General features: G+C 46.3%; 20 protein-coding genes. 17 read left to right on the forward strand and 3 right to left on the reverse strand.

Going from position 1 to position 23,596, the window contains the following annotated elements; all coding sequences use genetic code 11:
• The first annotated feature begins 352 nt into the window (after nt 1–352).
• The 8 genes from AC58PV_RS18505 to AC58PV_RS18540 all read left to right on the forward strand — a co-directional run bounded on the left by AC58PV_RS18505 (nt 353) and on the right by AC58PV_RS18540 (nt 11,897).
• Entirely contained in the window at nt 353–2,104 is a 1,752-nt protein-coding gene (locus AC58PV_RS18505; protein ID WP_497433748.1) for a sensor histidine kinase, read from the forward strand.
• Nucleotides 2,105–2,111: 7 nt separating this feature from the next.
• On the forward strand, nt 2,112–3,665 hold the full coding sequence (locus AC58PV_RS18510) for a response regulator (protein ID WP_497433749.1): 1,554 nt from the start codon (nt 2,112–2,114) through the stop codon (nt 3,663–3,665).
• A 154-nt stretch (nt 3,666–3,819) separates the two neighbouring features.
• Nucleotides 3,820–4,509 (forward strand): ABC transporter ATP-binding protein, encoded by a 690-nt coding sequence (locus tag AC58PV_RS18515; RefSeq protein WP_497433750.1) that lies wholly within the window; start codon nt 3,820–3,822, stop codon nt 4,507–4,509.
• Nucleotides 4,499–5,539, forward strand: a complete 1,041-nt coding sequence (locus AC58PV_RS18520) for an efflux RND transporter periplasmic adaptor subunit (protein ID WP_497433752.1) — start codon at nt 4,499–4,501, stop codon at nt 5,537–5,539. Before AC58PV_RS18515 ends, AC58PV_RS18520 begins: the two co-directional genes overlap by 11 nt.
• Nucleotides 5,540–5,575: 36 nt before the next feature.
• A complete protein-coding gene (locus tag AC58PV_RS18525; protein WP_497433753.1) occupies nt 5,576–8,467 on the forward strand; it encodes an ABC transporter permease in 2,892 nt (963 codons plus the stop codon).
• 2 nt (nt 8,468–8,469) lie between these two features.
• Nucleotides 8,470–9,351: an ABC transporter ATP-binding protein gene (locus AC58PV_RS18530; RefSeq protein ID WP_497433754.1), complete on the forward strand. Its 882-nt coding sequence runs from the start codon at nt 8,470–8,472 to the stop codon at nt 9,349–9,351.
• A gap of 181 nt (nt 9,352–9,532) precedes the next feature.
• On the forward strand, nt 9,533–10,828 hold the full coding sequence (locus tag AC58PV_RS18535) for a homocysteine synthase (RefSeq protein WP_497433755.1): 1,296 nt from the start codon (nt 9,533–9,535) through the stop codon (nt 10,826–10,828).
• Between the two features lie 205 nt (nt 10,829–11,033).
• A complete protein-coding gene (locus AC58PV_RS18540) occupies nt 11,034–11,897 on the forward strand; it encodes a M15 family metallopeptidase (protein ID WP_497433757.1) in 864 nt (287 codons plus the stop codon).
• A gap of 55 nt (nt 11,898–11,952) precedes the next feature.
• On the opposite strand, the gene namA is transcribed toward AC58PV_RS18540, so the two are convergent.
• A complete protein-coding gene (gene namA / locus AC58PV_RS18545) occupies nt 11,953–12,957 on the reverse strand; it encodes an NADPH dehydrogenase NamA (protein WP_497433758.1) in 1,005 nt (334 codons plus the stop codon).
• Nucleotides 12,958–13,234: 277 nt separating this feature from the next.
• Here namA and AC58PV_RS18550 point away from each other — a divergent pair, with 277 nt between their 5' ends.
• Together AC58PV_RS18550 and AC58PV_RS18555 are read left to right on the forward strand one after the other, a co-directional pair.
• Nucleotides 13,235–14,251 carry a Gfo/Idh/MocA family protein gene (locus AC58PV_RS18550; RefSeq protein ID WP_497433759.1) on the forward strand — a complete coding sequence of 339 codons (1,017 nt, stop codon included), beginning with the start codon at nt 13,235–13,237 and terminating at the stop codon, nt 14,249–14,251.
• Nucleotides 14,252–14,285: 34 nt separating this feature from the next.
• Nucleotides 14,286–15,269 (forward strand): helix-turn-helix domain-containing protein, encoded by a 984-nt coding sequence (locus tag AC58PV_RS18555; RefSeq protein WP_497433760.1) that lies wholly within the window; start codon nt 14,286–14,288, stop codon nt 15,267–15,269.
• A 336-nt stretch (nt 15,270–15,605) separates the two neighbouring features.
• Here AC58PV_RS18555 and mtnA read toward each other — a convergent pair whose 3' ends face one another.
• Both mtnA and mtnK read right to left on the reverse strand, forming a co-directional pair.
• On the reverse strand, nt 15,606–16,700 hold the full coding sequence (gene mtnA / locus AC58PV_RS18560; RefSeq protein WP_497433762.1) for an S-methyl-5-thioribose-1-phosphate isomerase: 1,095 nt from the start codon (nt 16,698–16,700) through the stop codon (nt 15,606–15,608).
• On the reverse strand, nt 16,697–17,917 hold the full coding sequence (gene mtnK / locus AC58PV_RS18565) for an S-methyl-5-thioribose kinase (protein ID WP_497433763.1): 1,221 nt from the start codon (nt 17,915–17,917) through the stop codon (nt 16,697–16,699). Before mtnK ends, mtnA begins: the two co-directional genes overlap by 4 nt.
• Nucleotides 17,918–18,156: 239 nt before the next feature.
• On the opposite strand from mtnK, the gene AC58PV_RS18570 reads away from it, so the two are divergent.
• The 7 genes from AC58PV_RS18570 (at nt 18,157) to sufU (ending at nt 23,549) form a co-directional block, all read left to right on the forward strand.
• Nucleotides 18,157–18,615 carry a Dps family protein gene (locus tag AC58PV_RS18570; RefSeq protein ID WP_497433764.1) on the forward strand — a complete coding sequence of 153 codons (459 nt, stop codon included), beginning with the start codon at nt 18,157–18,159 and terminating at the stop codon, nt 18,613–18,615.
• Nucleotides 18,616–18,705: 90 nt separating this feature from the next.
• Nucleotides 18,706–18,873 (forward strand): hypothetical protein, encoded by a 168-nt coding sequence (locus tag AC58PV_RS18575; protein WP_497433765.1) that lies wholly within the window; start codon nt 18,706–18,708, stop codon nt 18,871–18,873.
• A 116-nt stretch (nt 18,874–18,989) separates the two neighbouring features.
• Nucleotides 18,990–19,616: a DUF1802 family protein gene (locus AC58PV_RS18580; protein WP_497433766.1), complete on the forward strand. Its 627-nt coding sequence runs from the start codon at nt 18,990–18,992 to the stop codon at nt 19,614–19,616.
• 109 nt (nt 19,617–19,725) lie between these two features.
• Nucleotides 19,726–20,556: a Fe-S cluster assembly ATPase SufC gene (sufC, locus tag AC58PV_RS18585; protein ID WP_497433767.1), complete on the forward strand. Its 831-nt coding sequence runs from the start codon at nt 19,726–19,728 to the stop codon at nt 20,554–20,556.
• A 53-nt stretch (nt 20,557–20,609) separates the two neighbouring features.
• Entirely contained in the window at nt 20,610–21,905 is a 1,296-nt protein-coding gene (gene sufD, locus AC58PV_RS18590) for a Fe-S cluster assembly protein SufD (RefSeq protein WP_497433769.1), read from the forward strand.
• On the forward strand, nt 21,902–23,128 hold the full coding sequence (locus AC58PV_RS18595; protein ID WP_497433770.1) for a cysteine desulfurase: 1,227 nt from the start codon (nt 21,902–21,904) through the stop codon (nt 23,126–23,128). Before sufD ends, AC58PV_RS18595 begins: the two co-directional genes overlap by 4 nt.
• Nucleotides 23,115–23,549, forward strand: coding sequence for a Fe-S cluster assembly sulfur transfer protein SufU (gene sufU / locus AC58PV_RS18600; RefSeq protein ID WP_497433771.1), 435 nt, complete (start codon nt 23,115–23,117; stop codon nt 23,547–23,549). Before AC58PV_RS18595 ends, sufU begins: the two co-directional genes overlap by 14 nt.
• Nucleotides 23,550–23,596 lie beyond the last annotated feature (47 nt).

A 23,596-nucleotide genomic window follows, 5' to 3' on the forward strand; every position in this document is an offset into this window, starting at 1 on the left:
TGCAAAGTATGCAAGCCTAGGAGCGATCTTTTTATCTACACCTACAAACATCGTGGAAGAGCAGAAATATGCTTCAATTCGTAATTGGAAGCGCTTTACTCGACAGCCTGATAATTTCCAGTTATTTTAACATTGGGACGTGTAGAGCCCTAAGTCTCAACCGCAACCCCAAATTCGAAACTGGATACCACACAACCCGGCAACCTCGAAAACTCCAGCTTCCATAACAGTATCGTTGAGTAAAAAATGAAGCTACAAAAATTTCCAGTATGCTATGATAAGAATACGTTAATCAGCTAACGATTCATGCTTTAATGAAAGGTGACATATGCCATCGTTGTTCTCTCACCTCATGAATAGATTTCAACTACGCGTGTTGCTCTATGTTTTTCTAGGGATTTCATTGCCATTAGGGCTTGTGCTCTATGTAGGCTATCAGCAGTTTTCAGGTTATATGGAAAGAACGGCCATGCATGCCGTGGATCTCGAACATGATCAAATTGTCATGGGGCTGCAGCGGGAATTACACTACACAGCAGAAATGACACATCGACAAGCATCGGATTATGCGCTTATTTCTTTTGCTAAACTCCAAGAGTCTTCTTCACAGACGGCCAAGGAGCTGAGCGCTTACGTGAATAGCTTGCTGTCGGAGCAAACGGCGCATACGCGTTACATCGAGCAGGTATGTCTGACGGTTCATTCAACCAATCGAACACTATGTGCTCATACGGGGGAAACGGATGGGGCGCTCGTCACACAGGTCAAACGTATAAATAAGCGCTTTGAGCCGTTAGGAGCAGAATCTAGTCGGTATAACGCAAATCTCATGACGTATTCGCAATCAATTATTGATACTTCGAGTACACAAGAGCTTGGTAAGCTTACCATTTGGTTGAATATGAACAAGGTATGGAAGGAGTTCACGACAAATAATCCAACACATACCTATGTTTTGATGGATTCTGATCGACAGGTGTTGTATCGGGAAGGTGTTTATACAGGTGATTTGCAAGGGGGAGGTCACCAAGTTGTCGGATTGAGTAGCAATGGGACCATGATTCATTCTGTCAAACAAATGGAAGTCAGTGGTAATATTTCATGGTTATCGTATTATGAAGCACCTCTAACCGTCGATCGTCTTGACGTATTTCCTAACTACCGCACTTGGCTGGTTATTCTATTCACCCTAGTTATCGCACTTAGCGTAGGGGGATTACTTCTCTTTATCAACGCTGTGACCAAGCCTTTGTATGTCTTAAAAGCATTAATGAATCGTGCAGAACGAGGCGATTTGAGGGCATATTGGACGTTCAAAAGCTCTGAAGCGTGGACGCAAGTAGGTGAGAGCTATAACCAAATGTTGAATCGTTTGGAAGATCTCATTAAGCAAGTGAAGCGAGAAGAATCCCTGAAGAAAGAAGCAGAAATGGAAGCGCTACATTATCAATTGAACCCCCATTTCCTTTACAATACCTTGAATACGATCAAGTGGGTGGCCAAAATCCATAAGACACCTCAGATCTCTGAGGTGGTTAGTGCTTTAGTTCGCCTTTTGCAAGCTAGCTTAGGTAAAAAAGGTGATTTTATTACCCTGCGGGAAGAGATTGCTTTGACGCATGATTATATGGAAATTCAAAGATTCCGATACGGGGATCGTATTCGGATAGACATGCAAGCAGATAACATCACATTAGGCTGCTTAGTTCCAAGGATGCTCTTACAACCTTTAGTGGAGAATGCGATTATTCACGGGATTGGGCCGACCAAGCGAGAGGGCCTCATTACAATTCGGACTTGGTTAGATCGTGATCTTTTATTTTGCCAAGTGGAAGATAATGGGGTTGGGATGTCGGTTGAAGAGGGGAGTTCTGTTTGGCAAACGATGGCTGCAACTGGAACTGAAGTTGGAACCGGAATTGAAATTGGAGATGTGCAGGCTAATCGTATGCTGAAGGAGCGCATGAGTGGCGTGGGGATTTCACATATTCGAGAGAAAATAAAGTTGATTTATGGACCCGAGTACAAAATGCATATTAGCAGTAAACCCGGTGAAGGAACCACGGTTCGCATGTTTCTTCCCATCCATCAAGGTGAGGAGTGATGCTTACATGAATGTACTCGTTGTGGATGATGAACCGATCATTCGGCAAGGTTTACGTGAGTTGGTAGATTGGGCACATTTCGGGTTTACCTACGCAGGTGATGCAGAAGATGGCGAGGAAGCCTACAAGCTTATAGATGCCTTGGATATCGACATTGTTATCACGGACCTGATTATGCCCCGCATGGATGGTTTGGCATTGCTCCGCAAGCTCAAAGAGCGTTCAAGACCGATTAGCAGCGTTGTCTTGAGCTGTATGGACGACTTCACCTATGTCAAAGAAGCGATGAAGTTGGGAGCCAAAGATTATATTCTGAAACCAACGATGGAGCCCGAGTCGTTACTGGAGATTATGGTTGGCGTGAAACGCGATCTGGAAATAGAGCGGAAAGAGCGACGGGAGCAGGGGATCCGGGAGCTAGAGCTTGCGTCGACCCTACAGATGCAGCTGGTGACCCGACTGCAGGTGTATCTGCAGTCGGGCGTTGGTGAAGCGGAGCTGCAGGCTGAGCTTTTCGGCGGCAGCTCCCTGGTCAGCCTGCTGCTGCACACCGGCGCCGCGGGTGCCAGCCCCGCGACTGCCGCAGGCTGGCGCTGGACCGGCTGCCTCGCAGCGCTGCCGCTCGCCGCGGACAGCGTGCTGCTGCTCATGCCGGCGGCAGCAGCAGCCACAGCCGGCGACGCTCTCGCCGCTGCCGCAGCGCTCGAGCGCGCTGCCCAAGTCCGGCTCGCATCCGCGCCGGACTGGTTCATTGGAGCCGGCGTCGTCCTGCGCCGGCTCCAAGAACTGCAGCCTGCTGCGGCGCTCCACGCGCAGCAGCTGCACGAGCGATTCTACGGCCTCGGCCGGAATCGCCGGATGGTGCTTGCGCCGCAGGCCGCAAGCAAGCCGACAACAGCGCTGCCGTATGACATACGCAGCGATCTCTTGCGCTGTATCGTGCACGATAACAGCGCAGGGTACTTGCATCACGCGGACCTTCTCTGCGCGAGATTGGGAGAGCAGCGTCCCGAGAAGGAGAGGGTGCTGGCTTTTATCCAAGAGCTGCTTGCGCTCGCAGCTGGTTATGCCCGCGAACGCGGCTATGCGGACATTGAACGCTATGAAGAGCTGTTCGTACATAACAAAGCCCTGAGCCAATGCAACAGCTTTGAACAAGTGACGGATCTTGTACGTGAAGCGATGAACATGCTGAACGAGACTTCGGTGGAAGTTCTTGGCAACGATCAGAAGCATCGCGCCAATCATCCGTTTATCCGGAAGGTACTTGCCTATATGCGAGAGCATTATGCCTCGCCAATCAGTACATCGGACATGGCTGATCATGTGAGGCTCAGCCGCAGTTATTTAAGTGATTTGTACAGTAAGGAAATGGGAGAGTCACTGAGCGAGACGTTGACTCGAATCCGTATGGAAGAAGCGAAGCGAAGATTGCGAACCGGTGAGATGAAAGTCTATGAAGTAGCGGAAGCTGTAGGCTTTCCTGATGCCAAAACATTTGCCAAGACGTTTAAACGTGTTGTTGGCTGTTCACCGAAAGAGTATGAGAAGCCGAATTAAACCGGTATGGTATTTTCAGTGAGTTACTCTTAACTCGCAAAACGAACAAACAGACACCTTTTCCAACAAAGGCAGTCTGTTTATTTGTTATGTAAAGGTTTACATTTAAAGAGAGAAGCAGGATTAGCGTAAAGATGAGGTGTTCACTTTGACGATGCAGGACTATCAAGTGCCGATGGTGCAAGCCATTGGTGTTACACGTGTATTTGGAAAAGGATCAGGAGCGGTTCATGCCCTGCGCGGAGCGAATCTATCGATCCCCAGGGGCAGACTCGTGGCTTTGCGCGGAAGATCAGGTTCCGGGAAAACAACCTTGCTGAACATCATAGGGGCCTTGGATTATCCCTCCGAAGGTGCCGTTTATTTGGAAGGGCTCGAGATCAGCACACTCCCCGAATCCAAGCGAAATGAACTCAGGCGCAAACAGGTAGGCCTTATTTTCCAATCGTTCGCCTTAGTACCGTATATGTCGGCTTACGAGAATGTCGAGTTTGGTTTACGCATCTCAGGCGTACCTCCAAGTCAATACAAGACGCTTGCCGAAGAGGCACTGCATTTCGTGGGGTTAAAGGCGAGAATGAAACATAGACCCTATGAACTTTCTGGCGGGGAACAACAACGAGTTGCTATCGCTAGAGCGATTGCTCATAAGCCTAAGCTAATACTTGCGGATGAACCTACGGCGGAGTTGGATAGTCGAATGGGTCTGCAGATTCTGAAGTTATTCAAAGATTTGGTGCAAGAAGGGATGACGATTATTATGACGACACATGATCTGGCGATTATGGAAATTGTCGATGAAGTCTATGCATTGGAGGATGGGTCCATTGTTGATGAAGGTTAATCACATTGCTTCCAAGATTGTTCTACTAACAGGTGTGCTTGTCATACTTGCTGGTTGTGCGTTGCTGCCCAAAGAAGAAGAAGCACTGAAGCCGCCTCTGGTGAAGCCAGTCAAAGAAAACTTTGAACTGTATGAAGTGAAGAAAGGCTCCATCACAAGGAAAGTCAGTGCGATGGCGACATTAAGATCGAGCCAAACGACGAATTATTTTTTTAAAGAATCAGGCCACCGACTAGCTGGTTTGCGTGTTAGATCAGGAGATATCGTGAAGCAAGGCGATGTGCTTGCAGAATTGGAACAAGGTGATTTAACAATGAAAATTGCCTTGCAGAAGCTGAATGTGGAGAAGGCTGAGATCGCGTATAGGCAAGTAAAGATGACCGTATCTTCGACTGATCAAGAGTTGTCACTTCGACTTAAGGCCATCGATGTGGAAGCAGCTCAACTGCAACTCGCTAATCTGCAAACCGAATTGGCGAAAACCAAATTAACAGCCGAAAACGGTGGTATCGTTACATTCGTAACGGATGCGCAACAAGGTAATATCGTGGATGCCTACAGTACGCTAGTTGTCGTATCAGATCCGAGCAAGGTGCAGTTAGTCTACGAAGCGTCTGATAGCGGAGCAATTGCGGGAATCGAAGTGGGCATGAATGCAGAAGTGAAGTTCGGTTCGAAGGGAGATATAGTGCCAGGTAAAGTGCTGCAAACCCCTTCAAGTGCTCCTCGAACCGATAATAAACAGCAGATGGAACGAAATGCCAAAACGGTTATCGTAGGGATTCCGGAAGGGACGGTTGGCGCGGAGATTGGTGCGTCTGGTGATATGACGATTATCGTGGAGAAACGTGACAATGTCCTGATCATTCCAAGAACAGGCCTACGATCTTATCTCGGTCGCGATTATGTACAAGTGCTGAATGGTGAAAGTCGCAAAGAAGTCGATGTCGAGAAGGGGCTTGTCACTGCTACGGAAGTAGAAATACGAACAGGGCTATCAGAAGGTCAGAATGTCATTTTAAATAATTAGTACGCTTTCAAAGGCGAAACCTTTAGGAGGATTGGCATGGCTTTATTACTGATGATTCTCCGCAAAATGGCAAAAAACCGTTGGCTAGAGCTTAGTTTATTACTAGGGTTAATTATTTCTGTCGCCCTTGCGAGCTCCATGCCGATTTATACCCATGCCATTTTGCAACGTATGTTGATCAAAGACTTGGAAGTTCAACAGACGAATTCACAGAAGTATCCAGGACTTGTTAATTACCAAGCTTATTTTGCCAAAGCCAAGGAAGGCGATAAACGCTTAGAAGAAACGGACTCGCTCATGATCGATAGGAGTAAGCGTTTTGACTTACCAATTTTGATGTCTACGATAATCCGAGGCACCAAGACGTTTAAACTGACACCTAGCGATCCCAATCAATTAGATCCCAAAGTGAATAGATATGGCGAACTTGCGGCCATAACCGATCTGGAAAAACATATTCGACTTGTTGATGGCGTCATGCCTTCGGCAAAGCTCGTGAATGGCGTTTATGAGGCTTGGGTGTTTCCAGAATTGTTGACGAAGCAGAAAATTGTGCTAGGCAATGAACTCACTGTCTTGGACAACGATTTGAAGAACTCGATTCGAATTAAGCCAGTTGCCGTCATTGATCGTGCAGATTTCACGGATATGTATTGGACAAATACGGATAAAGATTTGGATTCAAGATTTTTCATTCCGTCGGACTTATTTGAACAAGAATTTACGAGTAGCAGCAATTTTATGGATCTGTTTTCGTACTGGAATATCCTTTTGGACTACCATCAATTGAAGTTAGAGGGGATAGACACCTTTATTGCGACCTTCAAGGAGATGGATGAATATTTCAGTCGGAATTTAGAAACGTATACATCCAGCAATACAACGGTATTCACCTTGCAATCCTACGGGGACAAAGAGAAGAAGCTCCGGATCCTGTTATGGTCATTGAATGTACCAGTCTGTATTTTACTTGCTTTCTATTTATTTATGGTTGCTAACTTGATTACCGAACGGCAGAAAACAGAAATCGCTGTACTGCGAAGCCGAGGGGCAAGCCGGGCTCAGATTATCATGGGGTATGTAATCGAAGGGATTCTGCTAGGTGGAATTGCTCTCCTCATCGGACCATTTCTAGGACTGCAACTCACCAAAATCTTGGGAGCTTCAAATGGATTTCTATCGTTCGTCCAGCGAGCGGCCATTGAAGTAAAGCTTGGTCAGGAGGCTTATCAATATGGGTTGATAGCGGTTATCGCTTCGGTTGTAATGGTGCTCATTCCTGCCGTACTGGCAACACGCGTGAGTATAGTGGGTCATAAGCAAACACTCGCAAGGAAGAATACACTTTCTTTTGTCCATAAAATATATCTAGATGTCGTCTTGTTAGCTGTTTCGATGTATCTCTTGCAAAGCTTTAAGCGACGGATGGATGATTTGGTTGCGCTTGGCTTAGATTCGCTGGACATGAAGATTGATCCCTTATTGTTCGTTGTACCTGCCTTTTTCATATTCGCTATGGGACTCTTTCTGCTCAGGATTTACCCTTGGGTCATTAAGCTAATCTACGCACTCGGTCGAAAATGGTGGCCACCTTACTTATATTCCACTCTGCTGCAAGTGGGAAGATCAACGACACAGTATCAATTCATCATGTTATTTATTATCATGACACTCGCAACGGGCATCTTCAGCGCGAGCGCAGCAAGAACGATGAATAAGAATGTGGAAGAGAAAATCCAGTATAAGAATGGCTCCGATATAGTGCTGCAAACTGCATGGGATAATGATGCGCCGCCTCCAAAGTCAGGTCCGCCGGGGTTTGATGAAGCGAAACCTCAAAGCAGCGAAGGCGGTGGGAAGAAACGTGTCCAATACATTGAACCGCCATTCATGCCATTCACACAGTTGAACGGTGTAGCGTCTGCGGCGCGGGTATTTAAGAAAGAAGACGCCTATATCTCTATTGGCAAAGATTCGAAGAAAGCGACACTCATGGGGATTGATACCGACGATTTCGGACGCACAGCCTGGTTCCGTGATCATTTGTTAGATCATCATTTCTATGACTATCTGAATGTGTTGGCGACGGATTCCAAAGCTGTATTGATCTCTAGGTCCATTGCGGAAGAAACGGGCGCCAAAGTAGGAGATGTCGTTCGAATCGGTTGGAATGATGTGGAAGGGGCTACATCGGTGATCTACGGGATTATTGATTATTGGCCTAGTTGGAATCCGAATCCGATTTTAACAGCATCCTCAACATCTACATCCTCATCATCGAGTTCAGGAAGTAAAGCAAATTCACCGAAACTCGTCATCGGACATCTTTCATTCATTCAGAATAATTTAGCTGTGGAACCTTATCAAGTATGGCTAAAGCTAAAGCCGGGTATGACGAGTCAAGCCTTGTATGCGTCATTAGAGCAGAAGCGCATGTCCGTTACGCAATTAGTTGATACGAATATGATGGTGATTCAGTCGAAGAATGATCCCTTCCAATTAGCTGTGAATGGTGTTATGACGCTTGGCTTTTTAATCGCGATTGGCATCAGCTTCATTGGCTTTCTCCTATATTGGCTGCTTTCGTTGTATGGACAGATCCTTCAATTCGGAGTGCTTCGTGCTATGGGAATATCCTACAGGCAGTTGATCGCAATGCTAGTTGCCGAACAGCTGCTAACGTCAGGAGCGGCCGTGTTAATCGGCATGATTACGGGGAATGTAGCTAGCCGTCTGTTCGTTCCATTATTTCAAATTACATTCGATTCATCGAGCCAAGTACCCCCTTTCCAAGTCAGCTTTGATCCGAGGGATCAACTGCATTTGTATATGATTGTCACGATTATGATTGGGCTGGGACTGCTGCTGCTCGGCACGATGCTCTCCAGAATCAAGATTCATCAAGCCGTCAAGCTTGGGGAGGATTAGATATGATTCATTGTGAGAATTTAGTTAAAATTTATAAAGCGGCTGATCTAGAAGTTGTTGCGCTGCAAGGTCTTGATCTTCATATCCAAGAAGGCGAATTGATGGCCATTATCGGCAATAGCGGTAGTGGGAAATCGACGCTGCTCAATATGCTCGGGGGGTTGGATCGACCTTCGGCTGGCAATCTGAGCGTGGATGGCAAAGATTTATTGAAGTTTAAAGAATCTGATTTGGTCAAATATAAACGGGAGACCGTTGGCTTCGTATGGCAAAATAATGCCCGTAATCTCATACCTTATTTGACGGCACTCGAAAATGTGGAGCTGCCCATTCTGCTGCAGGGACGGCGCAAACGATATCGCGCGCTGGATTTATTGGAAGCTGTTGGCTTGAGTCACCGGAGAAATAATAAGCTAGGTGAGCTTTCTGGTGGAGAGCAGCAACGCGTTGCGATTGCCATTGCCCTGGCTAATCAGCCTAGGCTTCTGCTAGCGGATGAACCGACCGGCTCTGTCGATACGAAGATGGCGAATCAGATTCTTGATCTGTTTCGTGAGCTGAATCGCAGCTTCGGTTTGACCGTCGTAATCGTTACGCACGATCCGCTTCTGGCGAAGAAGGTAGACCGTGTCGTTGCGATTCGCGACGGCAAAACTTCCTCTGAAATCTTGCGGCGCAAATCGTATCAGGAAGAATTGCTGGAGATGGAGCAGGGAATTATTTCGTCTAACGAAGATTCGCATATTGAATATGCCGTCGTCGACAAGGCCGGCAGACTGCAAATTCCAGCTAATTATTTGGAATCTATCGGTGCGGCAGGGACGAATAAAATGCGCGTAGAAATGGAAAATGGACGCATTATTTTGCTCCCTCAGGATAAATGATAAGATGAGCCCGTAATCGACATTCGTTTCGATTGCGGGTTTTTACATGATCGAAATTCTTATGTTGACTTTAGGTAGAATATACCAGTAAACTTATATCATACTATTTCAGTAGGAATTACATTTTTTGTGATTTTTTTCATTGATCCCCAAACGAATTATTATCCTAGGAGGCATGTTCATGTCAAATTCTGAACGTAAACATTTACCAGAAACACTAGCGATTCACGCAGGCCAAAAGGTTGATCCCGCCACGAATTCAAGAGCGGTTCCTATTTATCAAACGACATCCTACGTGTTCAACGACACCGAGCATGCAGCGAATTTATTTGCACTGAAGGAATTTGGGAATATCTATACACGTATTATGAATCCGACAACAGATGTGTTCGAACAACGTATCGCTGCACTGGAAGGTGCGCCAGCAGCACTTGCTGTAGCTTCCGGACAAGCAGCCATCACATTTTCAATTCTGAACATTGCTGAAGTTGGTGATGAAATCGTATCCGCTTCCGCCTTGTATGGCGGTACATACAATTTATTTGCGAACACGTTGCCTAAATTAGGCATTAAAGTGAAATTCGTTGATGCAAGTAATCCCGATAATTTCCGCGCAGCGATCACGGACAAAACGAAAGCCATCTATGCAGAATCCATTGGTAATCCCAAAGGGGATGTCTTGGATATTGAAGCCGTAGCGGCGATTGCGCATGAGAATGGTATTCCTCTTATCGTTGACAATACATTCCCAAGTCCATATCTGCTTAGACCGATCGAGCATGGCGCTGATATCGTAGTGCACTCTGCGACGAAGTTTATCGGAGGTCATGGTACGACAATTGGTGGCGTGATCGTAGATGGCGGGAAATTCGACTGGGCTGCAAGCGGCAAATTCCCTGGTTTGACGACACCAGACCCGAGTTATAATGGAGTTGTTTACACGGAAGCGGTTGGTTCGATTGCATATATTATTAAGGCACGCGTCCAATTATTGCGCGACTTGGGAGCATCCCTATCCCCGAATAGTTCATTCTTATTACTGCAAGGCTTAGAAACGTTGCATCTTCGTCTTGAGCGTCATAGCTCCAATGCGTTGAAAGTAGCTCAATATTTAGAAGCTCATGAGTCTGTAGAGTGGGTAAGCTACGCGGGACTTGAAAGTCACCCGTCCTATTCCTTAGCTAAGAAGTATTTGCCGAAAGGTCAAGGTGCGATTCTAAGCTTCGGTATCAAAGGCGGCATTGAAGCGGGTAAGAAGCTGATTCACTCCGTAGAGCTATTCTCTCATTTGGCCAATGTGGGCGATTCCAAATCCTTAATCATTCATCCTGCAAGTACCACGCACTCACAATTGAATGAGCAGGAACAGACATCAGCTGGTGTGTCTCCAGGACTTATTCGTTTATCCGTTGGAACAGAAGCGATTGAAGATATTATTTATGATTTGGAACAAGCGATTGTCGCTAGTCAGAAGTAAACTTGAAACGGTAACCAGTTCCGCATAAAATATGAGAAGGCTGCGATTTAGGAGCTCATCCTAGATGCAGCCTTTTTGCCTAAGTTAAAATAATCGTGGGAATGAAACTTTTTCATTGCATTCGCGGTCTATTACTTTGGAAAGCTTTTTTAACCTCCCTCTAAGCGGCATGACGACACGAAATGAAAGGATTAAGGTAGATCACATGACAATCAAAATGAACGTATCCATCGCCATCCTCTTGGCGTTAACAATTGTGGCAGGCTGCGGAAGTAAGGATGAAGGAGCCTCTACGAGTTCTCCTAGCCCCACAGCATCAGCTAGTGTGACAACAAGCCCTACGGCTTCGCCAAGTGTAGGAACGACACCGACTACAACGCCCCCTGCAGCTACGGCTACAGCAACAACGAAACCATCGTCGAATCCTGTGACTTCACCTGCTGCTAGCCCTACACCAACTAAGAATGGCGCAGTTCAAGTGATTGCTAAGCCGGAGAGTATTACCGTTCTGGTCAATAAGACGAATTCATTGCCATCCACTTATGAGCCGACAGATCTTGTATACCCGAACATTGCCTTTACATTTTCCGAAAAGATTGATAAACGCAAAATGCGCCAAGTCGCGGCAACTGCCATAGAGAAGCTATTCGCCGAAGCGGCAAAAGATGGTGTTCCATTAGCAGGTGTTTCGGCCTATCGTTCGTATGCCACACAGAAAGCCCTGTTTGATAGTTACGTGAAAAAGGATGGCGAAGAAAAGGCCAAAACCTACAGCGCGGTTCCTGGAACAAGTGAGCATGAAACGGGACTTGCCATTGACGTAACGGGTAGTAATGGCAAATGCGCGGCATCCGATTGCTTTGGCGGAACGAAGGAAGCTATCTGGTTAGAGAAGCATGCAAGTGAGTACGGTTTTATAATCCGCTACCCGCAAGGAAAAGCTGCCATTACGGGTTATCAATATGAGCCTTGGCATTTGAGATATGTAGGCACTGACGTCGCTAAGGAGATCCAATCGAAGAAAGTGACGATGGAAGAGTATTATAATACGGTGCCAGTATCCAAATAACATAACACCCCCACGTGGTCGAATGAAGTGCCCAGTGGGGGTGTTTTTATTTACATTACCAACCTCGTTGGTACGGTGTTGGAGGCACGAGTTCTACGCGTAAATCCTGTGCGGCGGATCTCGCCCAATACGGGTCACGTAATAGGGCTCTACCCAGGAAAATGAGATCGGCACGGTGATTTTGCAGAATCTCTTCCGCTTGCTGCGGCTCCGTAATCAGTCCAACAGCTCCGACAGGGATGTCGGCTTTGGTGCGAATTTCTTCCGCGAAAGGCACTTGGTAGCCTGGGAAGAAGTTGGGAACGATCGGTGCATTGCCACCGGAGCTGACATCAATCAGATGGACGCCAAGCTCCTTGAGTTGCGTTGCGAAATAGACGTGATCCTGCGGTGTAAGTCCGCCTTCCACATACTCATTAGCCGAAATTCGGACAAACAGGGGGCCGTCCCAGCGTTTTTGGATGGCTTGAACGGTTTCGCGCAAGAAGCGGAAGCGCCCCTCTTGGTTACCTCCGTATGCATCTTGACGATGATTGGAGTAAGGTGATAGGAATTCGTTAATGAGGTAGCCATGAGCCGCATGAATTTCGATGACATCAAATCCAGCTTGCTTGGCACGATCAGCCGCGTCAGCGAATGCTTGAATAGTTTCTTGAATGTTTGAAAGTGTAGCTTCATCCGGTGTTTTGAACGTATCTGAGAACGGAATAGGCGATGGGGCAATGATAGGTGTGTCGAGGACAGCTTTCCTGCCTGCGTGTGCGAGCTGAATGCCCACATGGGAGCCATGTCCATGGATGGAAGTGACAATGCGCTTCAAGCCATCGATATGCGCGTCCTCCCAGATGCCCAAATCACGCGTCGAAATCCGACCTTGAGCCGTAACTGCCGTTGCTTCTATTAAGATAAGCCCAACTTGGCCGACGGCCCGTGAAGCGTAATGTACATGGTGCCAGTCTTTGACTTCACCAGATTCATCAGAGGCATACATACACATCGGTGACATGACGATCCGATTTTTGAGAGTGACACCAGCAATAGTATAGGGTGTAAACAACATAGGATATGAACTCCTTTCAGGAAATATGAGATAATCCCTTAATTGTATACTAAACACATAGGAATTATCAATTTTAAACTTTGGAGTTGTGAACGTGTTCCCGTTTATTTCTTTGAAAAAACTTGACGTTCTAGATATTCTATCCTAATCTTCGAATAGGGAAACAAATAAGTGTATGTCGTAATTTTGTACCTTCAACTGTCACGAAATCGGAATTTATCCGCTACTGTGCGCATGATACAATGATCCCAAGTCACTTATTTGGAGGTTATTCAGGATGAAAGTAGCAATGTTAAGTTTCTGGCATGTACATGCAAAGGATTATGCAAAACAGGTAAATGAGCACCAGGATACAGAGATCGTGGCTATTTGGGACGAGATTGTAGAGAGAGGTCAGCAGGAAGCCGAAACACGAGGTGTGGCGTTCTACGCAAGTCTTGAAGAGTTACTAGCTAATCCAGAGATTGAAGCTGTTGTTGTTGACACGCCAACCAACCTTCATCGAGATGTCATTATCGCTGCTGCACAGGCAGGTAAACATATTTTCACAGAGAAAGTTATCGCTCCTACGCTTCACGAAGTGAATGAAATTCTAGCAGCCGTAGAGGAAGCTGGCGTAACGTTAACAGTCTCCTTGCCGCGTTTGAATTCTCCATCTACCTTGGCGATTCAAGATATCCTTGCTAAAGAGTTAATTGGTCAAGTCACGCTTGTCCGTACACGACTTTCGCATAATGGTGGCATATCGACTACCGCGAATCCGAATGGCTGGTTGCCGGAGCACTTCTACAATGCTGAGCAATGCGGTGGCGGAGCACTTATCGATCTTGGTTGTCATCCGATGTATCTTAATCGATTGTTTCTAGGTCTGCCCGTTGCTGTAAGCGCTTCTTATGGCTATGTAACAGGAAGAGAAGTTGAAGATAATGCCGTTTCGCTGCTTCAATATGAGAATGGTGCGCTCGGTATCGTGGAAGCAGGTTTTGTGAATGCTTTTTCGCCTTTCGTGATTGAAGTACATGGTACATCAGGCAGTATCTTGTACTCCGAGCACGATGGCCGCGTCTTACTGCGTACGAGCAAGCTGGAAGAAGCAACAAATCAGTGGGTGGCTTACGAACCAATTCCTGATGCGAAGCCAACTGCGTTTGATCAATGGGTAGCACATATTCAAAATGGTACTAAAGCCACTGAAAATATCGGATTGGCTGTAGACTTAACGAAGCTAATGGAAGCTTCAAATCTATCGGTTGCTAGTAAAAGCCAAGTGCGTCTGGATTCCCTAGCAAACTAATCGTCACCATCTGGAAAGGAAGCGGTATAGACCTATGAGTCAACCTTTTTACTTCGAACCTATGTTAGAAAATCCGATGGCATTAGATCGCCTGGAATTAAGCTTTCGTTGGGGAGCTTACGGAATTCGAGTATTGCGTTGCCATCTGACTTCCTTTCCTGCAGGAGCAATCGTCGATTATCATCAGCATTCAGAGTACGAAATTCACTATATTCCTAGTGGCAAAGGAAGAGTTATCCTAGAAGGAGTTACGCATGCCCTCCATGAAGGACTCCTCTATGTCACAGCACCCGGTGTCATTCATCGGCAAGAAGCAGATGAGCACGAAGCGATGGGTGAGCTATGTCTCCATGTAGATATTGTGAAATTAGCGGATAAGGAAGAAGCTGCCTCTTCTAGTACGTCCTCTTCTAGTACGTCCTCCTCTAGTTGGGGAGAGGAATGGGAGATGGCGGAAGCTGAAGCTTGTATGGGACAGCTAAGCAGGCTGCCTCATGTTCCAGCCGTGGATCGCCATGAAGCGATGAAATGCTTCCTGGTGGCTTACGAAGCTTGGCGGAACAACCAGTTAGGTCAGTATACGGTTATTAAACAGTCCATCATCCAGATGCTGCTAAGAACCGTTAGTGCGTACAAACAGGAGCCGCAGGGAGTTAATCTGCCTGCTCGTGATATGAAGAACTATCGCTATCAGATGGCCGTTCAATTCATCACGGATAACTTCCGTCGTCCCTTAACCTTGGAAGGCGTGGCTGAACGTGTGCAGATTAGCTCGAGGCAGCTTCAACGGATTTTCAAGGAGAAGGCTAATGTGTCCTTCAGCGAATTCTTAGAGCAAATTCGCCTCAAATTCGTATGCAGCGAGCTGCAGCAAACCACGCTGACGCTGGAGAAAATAGCAGAGCGCAGCGGCTTCACATCCAGCAATTACTTGCATTATGTATTTAAGAAGGCGCACGGCACAACGCCGAACGCTTACCGTGAGAATACGTTGCTCCAACACGCGAGCACGATGTAAACTCCAAAGAGAGCTGTCCGAAAGTAGAAAATCTACTTCTGGACAGCTCTATTTAGTTATTCTTAGCTACTCCAACCCCACAATCCACCACCCCATCGCACACTGCAACGTTTTAACTGGAAAACATCCAGCTATTTGGAGCAAATTTCGCACAGTAAGCCGAATAACTGGAAAAACTCCAGCTATTTTCTGACTTTCTCCGCAAAAGAAGCAGAGAGTCGGAATTTAACTGGAGTTTTTCCATCTAAACTTATATTTTAGTGTAATCTCGCGAATTTAACTGGAGGTTTTTCAGTTAAATTCAATTCTAATGGCCTGAAAGCGGAGCCTTCAAGTTTATTCAAAAAGCTTACGCAGGTTTTCGCCATATGGAGCTTGAACGATACCTTTTTCAGTGATAATCGCGGTTACATACTCATTCGGAGTTACATCGAATGCTGGGTTGAATACTTTCACGCCGGCAGGTGCTGTCCGCTTGCCAAAACCTTGCGTGATCTCGTCCTCATGGCGCTCCTCGATCGGAATGTCGCCGCCAGTCGGCGTGTTCAAGTCGATGGTCGACAGCGGACTTGCCACATAGAACGGGATGCCATGCGCCTTTGCCAGCACGGCTACGCTGTAGGTGCCGATTTTGTTGGCAACATCGCCGTTTGCCGCTACGCGGTCCGTTCCTACGATGACCGCTTGAATCCAGCCCTTGGCCATGACCGCGCCGGCCATGTTGTCACAGATCAGCGTGACGTCTACGCCAGCCTGCTGCAGTTCAAATGCCGTGAGCCGCGCGCCTTGCAGCACCGGCCGTGTTTCATCGGCGAACACTTTGATGTTCAGCCCTTGCTCCTTCGCCAAGTAGAACGGCGCTAGCGCCGTGCCGTACTTGGCGGTCGCCAAACCGCCGGCGTTGCAATGCGTCAGCACGCCGAACCCATCCTCGAACAGCGTGAGCGCATGTTCGCCAATACGGCGGTTGGTGTCTTCGTCCTCCGCCTGAATCACTTGCGCTTCCTGCAGAAGCGCAGCCTTGAACGCATCCGGGCTCACGCCCTCGGCTGCCAAAACATCCGCTCTCGCACGCATGCGATCGAGCGCCCAGAACAAGTTCACCGCCGTCGGACGCGACGTCGCCAGATAATCCGCTTGCTTCTGGACTTCCGCCAGAAGCCCATCAACTGTAGCATCCACACCGCGGATGCCGAGGTATACCCCATACGCGGCGGCGATCCCGATCGCAGGTGCGCCGCGAACTTTCAAGTGCCGAATCGCTTCCCACACCTCGATCGGTGTCTCCAGCGGCAAATACACGATCTCCTCCGGAAGGAGGCGTTGATCGAGCAAATCTAGCTGCTGGCCATTCCAGCGCAAGGACTGCAAAGCCCCTTGCTCTTGATGTTGGTCCTTCACGTTTTCATCTTTTACATTGTTTGTTGTCATAGTACAAAACCTCTTTCTGCTGCTCGTGTTGCAATTGCTATTAGTTCATCAATTGTGGTTACCTGACGGTTCGCCCGAATAGCAGCGGTCCCGATTGTTAAGGCCAAACGTTGTGCGCGCTCTCTTGCTGCCGCGTCTTCAATTTTATCGATATCGGCCACGTGGGCAAGACCCACTACCCGACGGACCATTTTGGCGCCTGTGAATCCAACTGTATCACGCAGCAAGTTGGAGATGAAATAATCTTGGTAACCTGGCGCGGCAAATACGCGATCTACCCCATGCTCGTTCCATAGTGCACGGAAATTTTCTTCAAAGTGTGACCATACATCCTTCACAGTTTGTGTCAAATAGGCGCGGTAAGCGGAACGGCTTGCATCATCTTTACTCCAACCTTCTTGCGCAGCAAAGTTAAGTAGCAGATTAGCGAGAACAGCACCAATATCGAAGCCCATCGGGCCATAATAAGCGAATTCAGGGTCAATTACTTTCGTAGAGTCGGGTTTGATAAAAATACTGCCAGTATGCAAATCCCCATGAAGCAGAGCTTGTGACGAAGTGAGGAACTTATTGCGTAGAATGGCAACTTCAAAGTGAAGTTCGCTATCCCCCCATAGTTGCTCTGCAGCATCACGGATCGCGGCATCAATATTGTTCGTTTCCGCATCCCGATACGGATCATCGAAGATCAAATCTTCGGTGATTTTGCAAAGTTCCGGGTTGATGAAGCGTCCTTGCTGAATCTTTTTCTCTTGTTGATTTTTGCCTAAATCCGAAGTAAAGAAAAGGGTATGCGCCATAAAACGCCCAATGTGTTCAGCAAACAGCGGATATTGATTACCTTCGATTAATCCGCGACGCATGATCACGTGATCGCTCAAATCTTCCATGACGGTAAGCGCTAAGTCTGCATCATAAGCATACACATGCGGGACGAGGTCTGGCACAAGGCCTTCTTCAATAATCAATGCTTCGCTCTCAATGCGCGCACGATCAAGCGTCAACGGCCAGGATTCCCCAACAACTTTGGCATAAGGAAGAGCTTGTTTCAAAATAATACTTTTTCCTGTAGCTGCCTCTGATATACGAAACACGAGGTTTAAGTTTCCATCTCCAATTTCTTGGCTAGTTAGTTCAGAACCTGATTGGAACAATTCTGGAATACGTCGAGCGTATTCGATGGCTTGCGCTTCCGATAACGGATGATAAGTGGACATGAATGAACCTCCCAAAAAGTTTTCGTCAGAAAACTGACTTCGTAAGCATCTTCTTAAAGTGATTGGAATTAATTCCAACTAATTTACTGAGTATTAATTGTCTTTACCTAGTATAAGACAAATTGTTTCCGCATGAAATACACTTTTCAGAAATGTTGGTTATTTTACATAAAATCCGCGTGATAGACGTAAATTAGCGTGTACAAGGACGATTTTTAGGAAAATGAAGGAGGATTTGAATGACAAGCGCAACATTGGTCTCAACGCAATCCATTCAAACGGTACTTAATAAGCAAATTGCCAACTGGAATTTACTGTTCGTTAAGCTTCATAATTTTCATTGGTATGTCAAAGGAAATCAATTTTTTACGCTTCATGTCAAATTTGAGGAGCTTTACAATGAGGCTGCGCTTCATGTGGATGAATTAGCTGAACGACTGTTGGCGATTGGCGGTCAACCTGCCGCAACGATGAAAGCTTACTTAGATATTTCTTCACTCAAGGAAGCATCGGGTACGGAAACGGCTACGAAAATGGTCGAAGCGATTATTGAAGATTTCACTATCCTTACGCAAGAACTGAAGGCGGGCATGGAGATCTGCGAGGAAGCGAGCGACGATACCACATCGGATATGCTCTTAGCGATCCAAACTTCTCTGGAGAAGCATCGTTGGATGCTGCAATCATTCCTGGGATGAAATATTTACACAATCTTTAACTCACACAAACATTCATGATATGAATTCCCATTATCCTAAAGATACCTGATATCCGAGGATGTGAAATGGATGAAACTTCTGAATGTCCTATTGGTTATTGCCCTGGGCATGACGTTCTTACTTCTTGCCTACCAAGCAGATACACCAGACAGCACCCATGATCCGAATCCGATGAAACATAATCAAGATCAGTTTACCCGAATGCAAGTATCGTATGAAAAGGATTCAACGAAATAAGGAATGGCCGATTCTAAGGCTGTTCCATTTTTTTTTTATCAACATCAATCGGATTTGTCTTGTGTACAAAGTTTATTTATAATAGATAGATTAATGAGGAGAACGGGGTTGGCGACATGGGGAATGGGAAAGCATTGAAGGAATGGGCATCTGCAGTTAAAGCTTTAGAAGCCGGCTCACAAATTTTTATTATGCGCAAGGGAGGTATTGTCGAAGAAACAAGAGATTTTCAGGTGGAATCGAATGATTTCTTTCTCTATCCAACATATGAGCATCAGAGAAAAGAACTGCTGAAAGAGCCCTATCGCGGAATTATCGATGAAACATTGGTCAACTGGAGCGCACAAGATACGCATGTGACCATTCATTCTTTTGCTCGAATGGTGGAAGATATCGAAGTCAGCGACCAAGAAAAGCTGAATCAGTTGTTTCCTTTTCATATTTGGACAGAAAATTTCACGGAAGAGCGATTGAAGTGGAAACGTAAAAACCCGTTGCATATAATGATTTTAAGGGTATATATGCTTAACGAACCGATCCGGATTGAGATCGAACAGGCCTATATTGGCTGCAAATCATGGATCCAGCTGGGGGCATTGATACCGGATGATTCTGAGATGACCCCCGTGTTGAATGAGGTAGAATTTACTGCACAAGTTGCTGAAATAAAACGTACTTTGGCGTATAATTCACGTAGCTTTTCACAAAACGCTCGCCTTTTTCATGGAAATGCCCTTTCTTGATTTGTCACAGTAAGTTATAATAGAATTATTCTAATGAGAATCAGTGATAATCATTACATATGATTGTCATCTATCTAGTACACTCAAACATTATGGAGGCTTAAAGAAAATGGCAAATTCATCAACATTTACAATAGAGGGTCTGAAAGCGACCATCGAAGGAAAGGAAATTTTGAAAGGTCTTAGCCTAGAAATCAAAGGCGGCGAAATTCACGCGATCATGGGGCCGAATGGTACAGGTAAAAGTACATTAGCTTCCGCGTTGATGGGTCACCCGAAATACGAAGTAACAGAGGGTTCTGTTACATTAGACGGCGAAGATGTGCTTGAGATGGCAGTTGACGAAAGAGCACGCGCAGGTCTGTTCTTGGCTATGCAATACCCAAGCGAAATCACAGGCGTAACGAACGCTGACTTCTTGCGCAGTGCAATGAATGTTCGCCGCGGCGAAGGTAACGAAATTTCTTTGATCAAATTTATCCGTCAAATGGAAGCGAAAATGAAGCAACTGGAAATGAACCCTGAGTTCATGCACCGTTACTTGAACGAAGGCTTCTCCGGCGGTGAGAAGAAGCGTAATGAAATTCTCCAAATGCTTTTGCTTGAGCCTAAATTCGTTATCCTTGATGAAATCGACTCCGGTCTAGATATCGATGCCCTGCGTATCGTGGCTGAAGGTGTCAATGCGATGCGCAGTGAAGAGCGCGGCTTCTTGATCATCACGCATTACCAACGTTTATTGAACTACGTTAAACCTGATTTTGTACATGTTATGATGCAAGGTCGCATCGTAAAATCCGGTGGCCCTGAGCTCGCTGAGCGATTGGAAGCGGAAGGTTACGATTGGATCAAAGAAGAATTGGGTATCGTTGACGAAACTGTTGGTCAAGACGAAGAAGAGTTCAAAGTTCCTATGAACACACAAGGACCGAAGTACTAGGAGATGAGAGACTTTGATCTTAGGGTCAAAGATACTTACAAATGGAGGAAATCATGAGCACTAAAACATCACTTTCCATCGATACTAATGCTGTTACTGAGCTCTCCCGCAGCAAGCAAGAGCCGGAGTGGATGACAGCCCTTCGTACTGAAGGGGTAGCATTAGCGAATTCGTTGGAATTACCTATACTAGAAAAAACAAGAATCGACCGTTGGAGCATTTCCGCCTACGGATCCTATAAAGAGCAAGCTGCGTTGAGCTCACTTGATGCATTGCCTGAAGTGACGCAAGGCTTAGTGAATTCTGAAAACTTGATCGTACAACGCAACTCCGGTATCGTGTTCAATCAAGTGTCTGAAGCATTGAAGGCACAAGGCGTTATTTTCACAGATCTAGAAACGGCTGTTCGTGAGCATGGAGACTTGGTTAAACCTTACTTCATGAAGGCTGTTGAGGCGAATGAAAATCAGCTGACAGCTTTGCATGCGGCATTATGGAATGGTGGTATTTTCATCTACGTTCCCAAGAACGTGGTTGTTGATATCCCACTTCAAGCGTTGTTTGTTGCCGATGATGCTGAAGCCACATTTGCTCCGCACGTTCTCATTGTTGCTGAACAATTCAGCTCGGTTACGTATGTAGATAACTTTGTGTCCTCCGTTGGCGGCGCAGAGCTTGTGCAGAACGGTGTCGTTGAAGTGTTTGCCAAACCAGGTTCACGTGTTAGCTATTCCTCCATTCACAGCTTGGAAGCATCCGTAACAGACCTCACGTATCGTCGTGCGATTCTTGAAGATGATTCCCGTATTGGTTGGGTTGTTGGTGAGTTAAACTACGGCAATTCAATGTCTGATACGACATCCGTTCTAAAAGGTAAAGGATCCGATTCCGATGCCAAAGTGATCTGTGTTGGTACACAAGAACAGAAGCTGAACCTTACGACGCGTGCCGTACATTGGGGTAAAGCATCAACAAGTGATATGATTACACGTGCCGTTATGCGTGATGGATCTACAGCAATTATCAACGGAATCACGAAGATTGAGAAAGGCGCAACAGGCTGTAACGGTCAACAAACCGAGAAAGTCTTGATGCTTAGCCCGAAAGCTCGTGGAGACGCGAACCCTATTCTTCTGATTGACGAAGATGATGTTAAAGCAGGTCATGCTGCGAGCGTTGGGCAAGTGAATGCAGAACAAGTTCACTACCTTATGTCCCGTGGGATTACCAAAGAAGAAGCTCAACGCTTAATCATTTACGGATTCTTGGCACCAGTCGTTTCCGAGATCCCAGTTAAGAGCGTTGAAGAACAGCTGCAAAGCTTAGTGGAGAGGAAGTTAGGACAATGATACCTGCCGAGATACGTGAACTTTTTCCCATTCTGAAGCAAGAAGTGAACGGTCATCCTCTGGTTTACTTGGATAGTGCTGCTACTTCCCAGAAGCCTATTCAGGTGATCGAGGCACTGAAGCATTACTACGAGTGGGATAATGCGAACGTTCATCGCGGGGTTCATACCCTAGGTTCCCGAGCGACGGATGCGTACGAAGGAGCTAGAGCCAAAGTGGCGAAGTTCATCGGCGCAGCTAGTGAGCAGGAAATTATTTTCACTCGAGGCACTACAACCGCTATTAATATTGTGGCAGCTAGCTATGCCGAATCGGTACTTCGTGAGGGCGATGAAATCGTCCTTACCCCGATGGAGCATCACAGTAACTTGATTCCTTGGCAGCAGGCTGCTAAGAAATCAGGTGCCACTTTAAAATATATTCCACTGCAGCCAGACGGTTCAATCTCCCTTGCAGATGTGGAGAATACAATCACTGATCGTACGAAGATTGTTTCGATCGTGTATGTATCCAATGTGCTTGGTGTGATTAACCCGATCAAAGAAATTGCTGCTATTGCTCATAAGCATGGTGCCAAGATCATGGTCGATGGTGCACAAAGTACGCCGCATATGAAAGTGGATGTGCAAGATTTGGATTGTGACTTTTATGCCTTGTCCGGGCATAAGATGTGTGGACCAACCGGAATTGGGGCATTGTACGGGAAGAAGTCTTTGTTGAATAACATGGAACCAGTAGAGTTTGGCGGGGAAATGATCGATCATGTCGATCTGTATGAGTCAACTTGGAAAGAACTTCCGTGGAAATTCGAAGGCGGAACACCTATGATTGCAGGAGCAGTTGGGCTTGGCGCAGCTATCGACTTCTTAACAGAAGTTGGGATGGATAACATTTTTAAACATGATGTAGAGCTTACGAACTATGCTTTGGATCGTATGATGCAAATTCCAGATTTATCTGTTTACGGGCCAACGACGAATCGTGCAGGGTTAGTAACTTTCAATCTTGGCGATGTTCATCCTCATGATGTAGCAACGGTGTTGGATTCCATGGGCATTGCAGTTCGTGCGGGTCACCACTGCTGCCAACCGCTGATGAGATGGTTAGAACAAAGCAGCACAGCTCGTGCGAGCTTCTATCTATATAATACGGAAGATGATGTAGACCGTCTTGTGACGGCTTTACTGAAAACAAAGGAGTACTTCGGCGATGCAATTGGATGATTTATACCGTAGAGTAATTATGGATCACTATAAAACTCCTCGCAACCGTGGGAAATTTGAGTCCGGCGAGTCCGTTACGATTGACCTAAACAACCCAACCTGCGGCGATAAAATTTCACTGCAGATGCAAGTTGAAGATGGTATCGTGAAAATGGCGAAATTCACAGGCGAAGGCTGCTCGATTAGCTTATCTTCGGCATCCATGATGACGGATGCTGTCAAAGGGAAGACAGTCGAAGAAGCACTGAAGATGGCTGATGATTTCTCTGGCCTCATGAAGGGCGAATCCGTAGAATTTGAATATGAAGACATTGAGGCCCTGTCGGGCGTTAACAAATTCCCAGCGAGGATTAAATGCGCAACTCTAGCGTGGAATGCACTGCGCAAAGGGATTGAACATTCTCATAAAACCGATAGCTAACGCAATTGCGGTGGAATAGGTTAAACATATAGCAAGTAAAAGAACGT

This window comes from Paenibacillus sp. J22FR83 (assembly GCF_059691955.1).

Excerpts from the sequence above, each read along its gene's own strand:
- AC58PV_RS18510 (WP_497433749.1), top strand. The coding sequence starts at position 2,112 with ATGAATGTACTCGTTGTGGATGATGAACCGATCATTCGGCAAGGTTTA.
- AC58PV_RS18580 (WP_497433766.1), top strand. The coding sequence starts at position 18,990 with ATGGGGAATGGGAAAGCATTGAAGGAATGGGCATCTGCAGTTAAAGCT.
- mtnK (WP_497433763.1), bottom strand. The coding sequence starts at position 17,917 with ATGTCCACTTATCATCCGTTATCGGAAGCGCAAGCCATCGAATACGCT.
- AC58PV_RS18575 (WP_497433765.1), top strand. The coding sequence starts at position 18,706 with ATGAAACTTCTGAATGTCCTATTGGTTATTGCCCTGGGCATGACGTTC.
- namA (WP_497433758.1), bottom strand. The coding sequence starts at position 12,957 with ATGTTGTTTACACCCTATACTATTGCTGGTGTCACTCTCAAAAATCGG.
- AC58PV_RS18570 (WP_497433764.1), top strand. The coding sequence starts at position 18,157 with ATGACAAGCGCAACATTGGTCTCAACGCAATCCATTCAAACGGTACTT.
- AC58PV_RS18550 (WP_497433759.1), top strand. The coding sequence starts at position 13,235 with ATGAAAGTAGCAATGTTAAGTTTCTGGCATGTACATGCAAAGGATTAT.
- sufC (WP_497433767.1), top strand. The coding sequence starts at position 19,726 with ATGGCAAATTCATCAACATTTACAATAGAGGGTCTGAAAGCGACCATC.
- AC58PV_RS18520 (WP_497433752.1), top strand. The coding sequence starts at position 4,499 with ATGAAGGTTAATCACATTGCTTCCAAGATTGTTCTACTAACAGGTGTG.
- mtnA (WP_497433762.1), bottom strand. The coding sequence starts at position 16,700 with ATGACAACAAACAATGTAAAAGATGAAAACGTGAAGGACCAACATCAA.
- sufD (WP_497433769.1), top strand. The coding sequence starts at position 20,610 with ATGAGCACTAAAACATCACTTTCCATCGATACTAATGCTGTTACTGAG.
- AC58PV_RS18530 (WP_497433754.1), top strand. The coding sequence starts at position 8,470 with ATGATTCATTGTGAGAATTTAGTTAAAATTTATAAAGCGGCTGATCTA.
- AC58PV_RS18525 (WP_497433753.1), top strand. The coding sequence starts at position 5,576 with ATGGCTTTATTACTGATGATTCTCCGCAAAATGGCAAAAAACCGTTGG.
- sufU (WP_497433771.1), top strand. The coding sequence starts at position 23,115 with ATGCAATTGGATGATTTATACCGTAGAGTAATTATGGATCACTATAAA.
- AC58PV_RS18540 (WP_497433757.1), top strand. The coding sequence starts at position 11,034 with ATGACAATCAAAATGAACGTATCCATCGCCATCCTCTTGGCGTTAACA.
- AC58PV_RS18515 (WP_497433750.1), top strand. The coding sequence starts at position 3,820 with ATGCAGGACTATCAAGTGCCGATGGTGCAAGCCATTGGTGTTACACGT.
- AC58PV_RS18535 (WP_497433755.1), top strand. The coding sequence starts at position 9,533 with ATGTCAAATTCTGAACGTAAACATTTACCAGAAACACTAGCGATTCAC.
- AC58PV_RS18595 (WP_497433770.1), top strand. The coding sequence starts at position 21,902 with ATGATACCTGCCGAGATACGTGAACTTTTTCCCATTCTGAAGCAAGAA.
- AC58PV_RS18505 (WP_497433748.1), top strand. The coding sequence starts at position 353 with ATGAATAGATTTCAACTACGCGTGTTGCTCTATGTTTTTCTAGGGATT.
- AC58PV_RS18555 (WP_497433760.1), top strand. The coding sequence starts at position 14,286 with ATGAGTCAACCTTTTTACTTCGAACCTATGTTAGAAAATCCGATGGCA.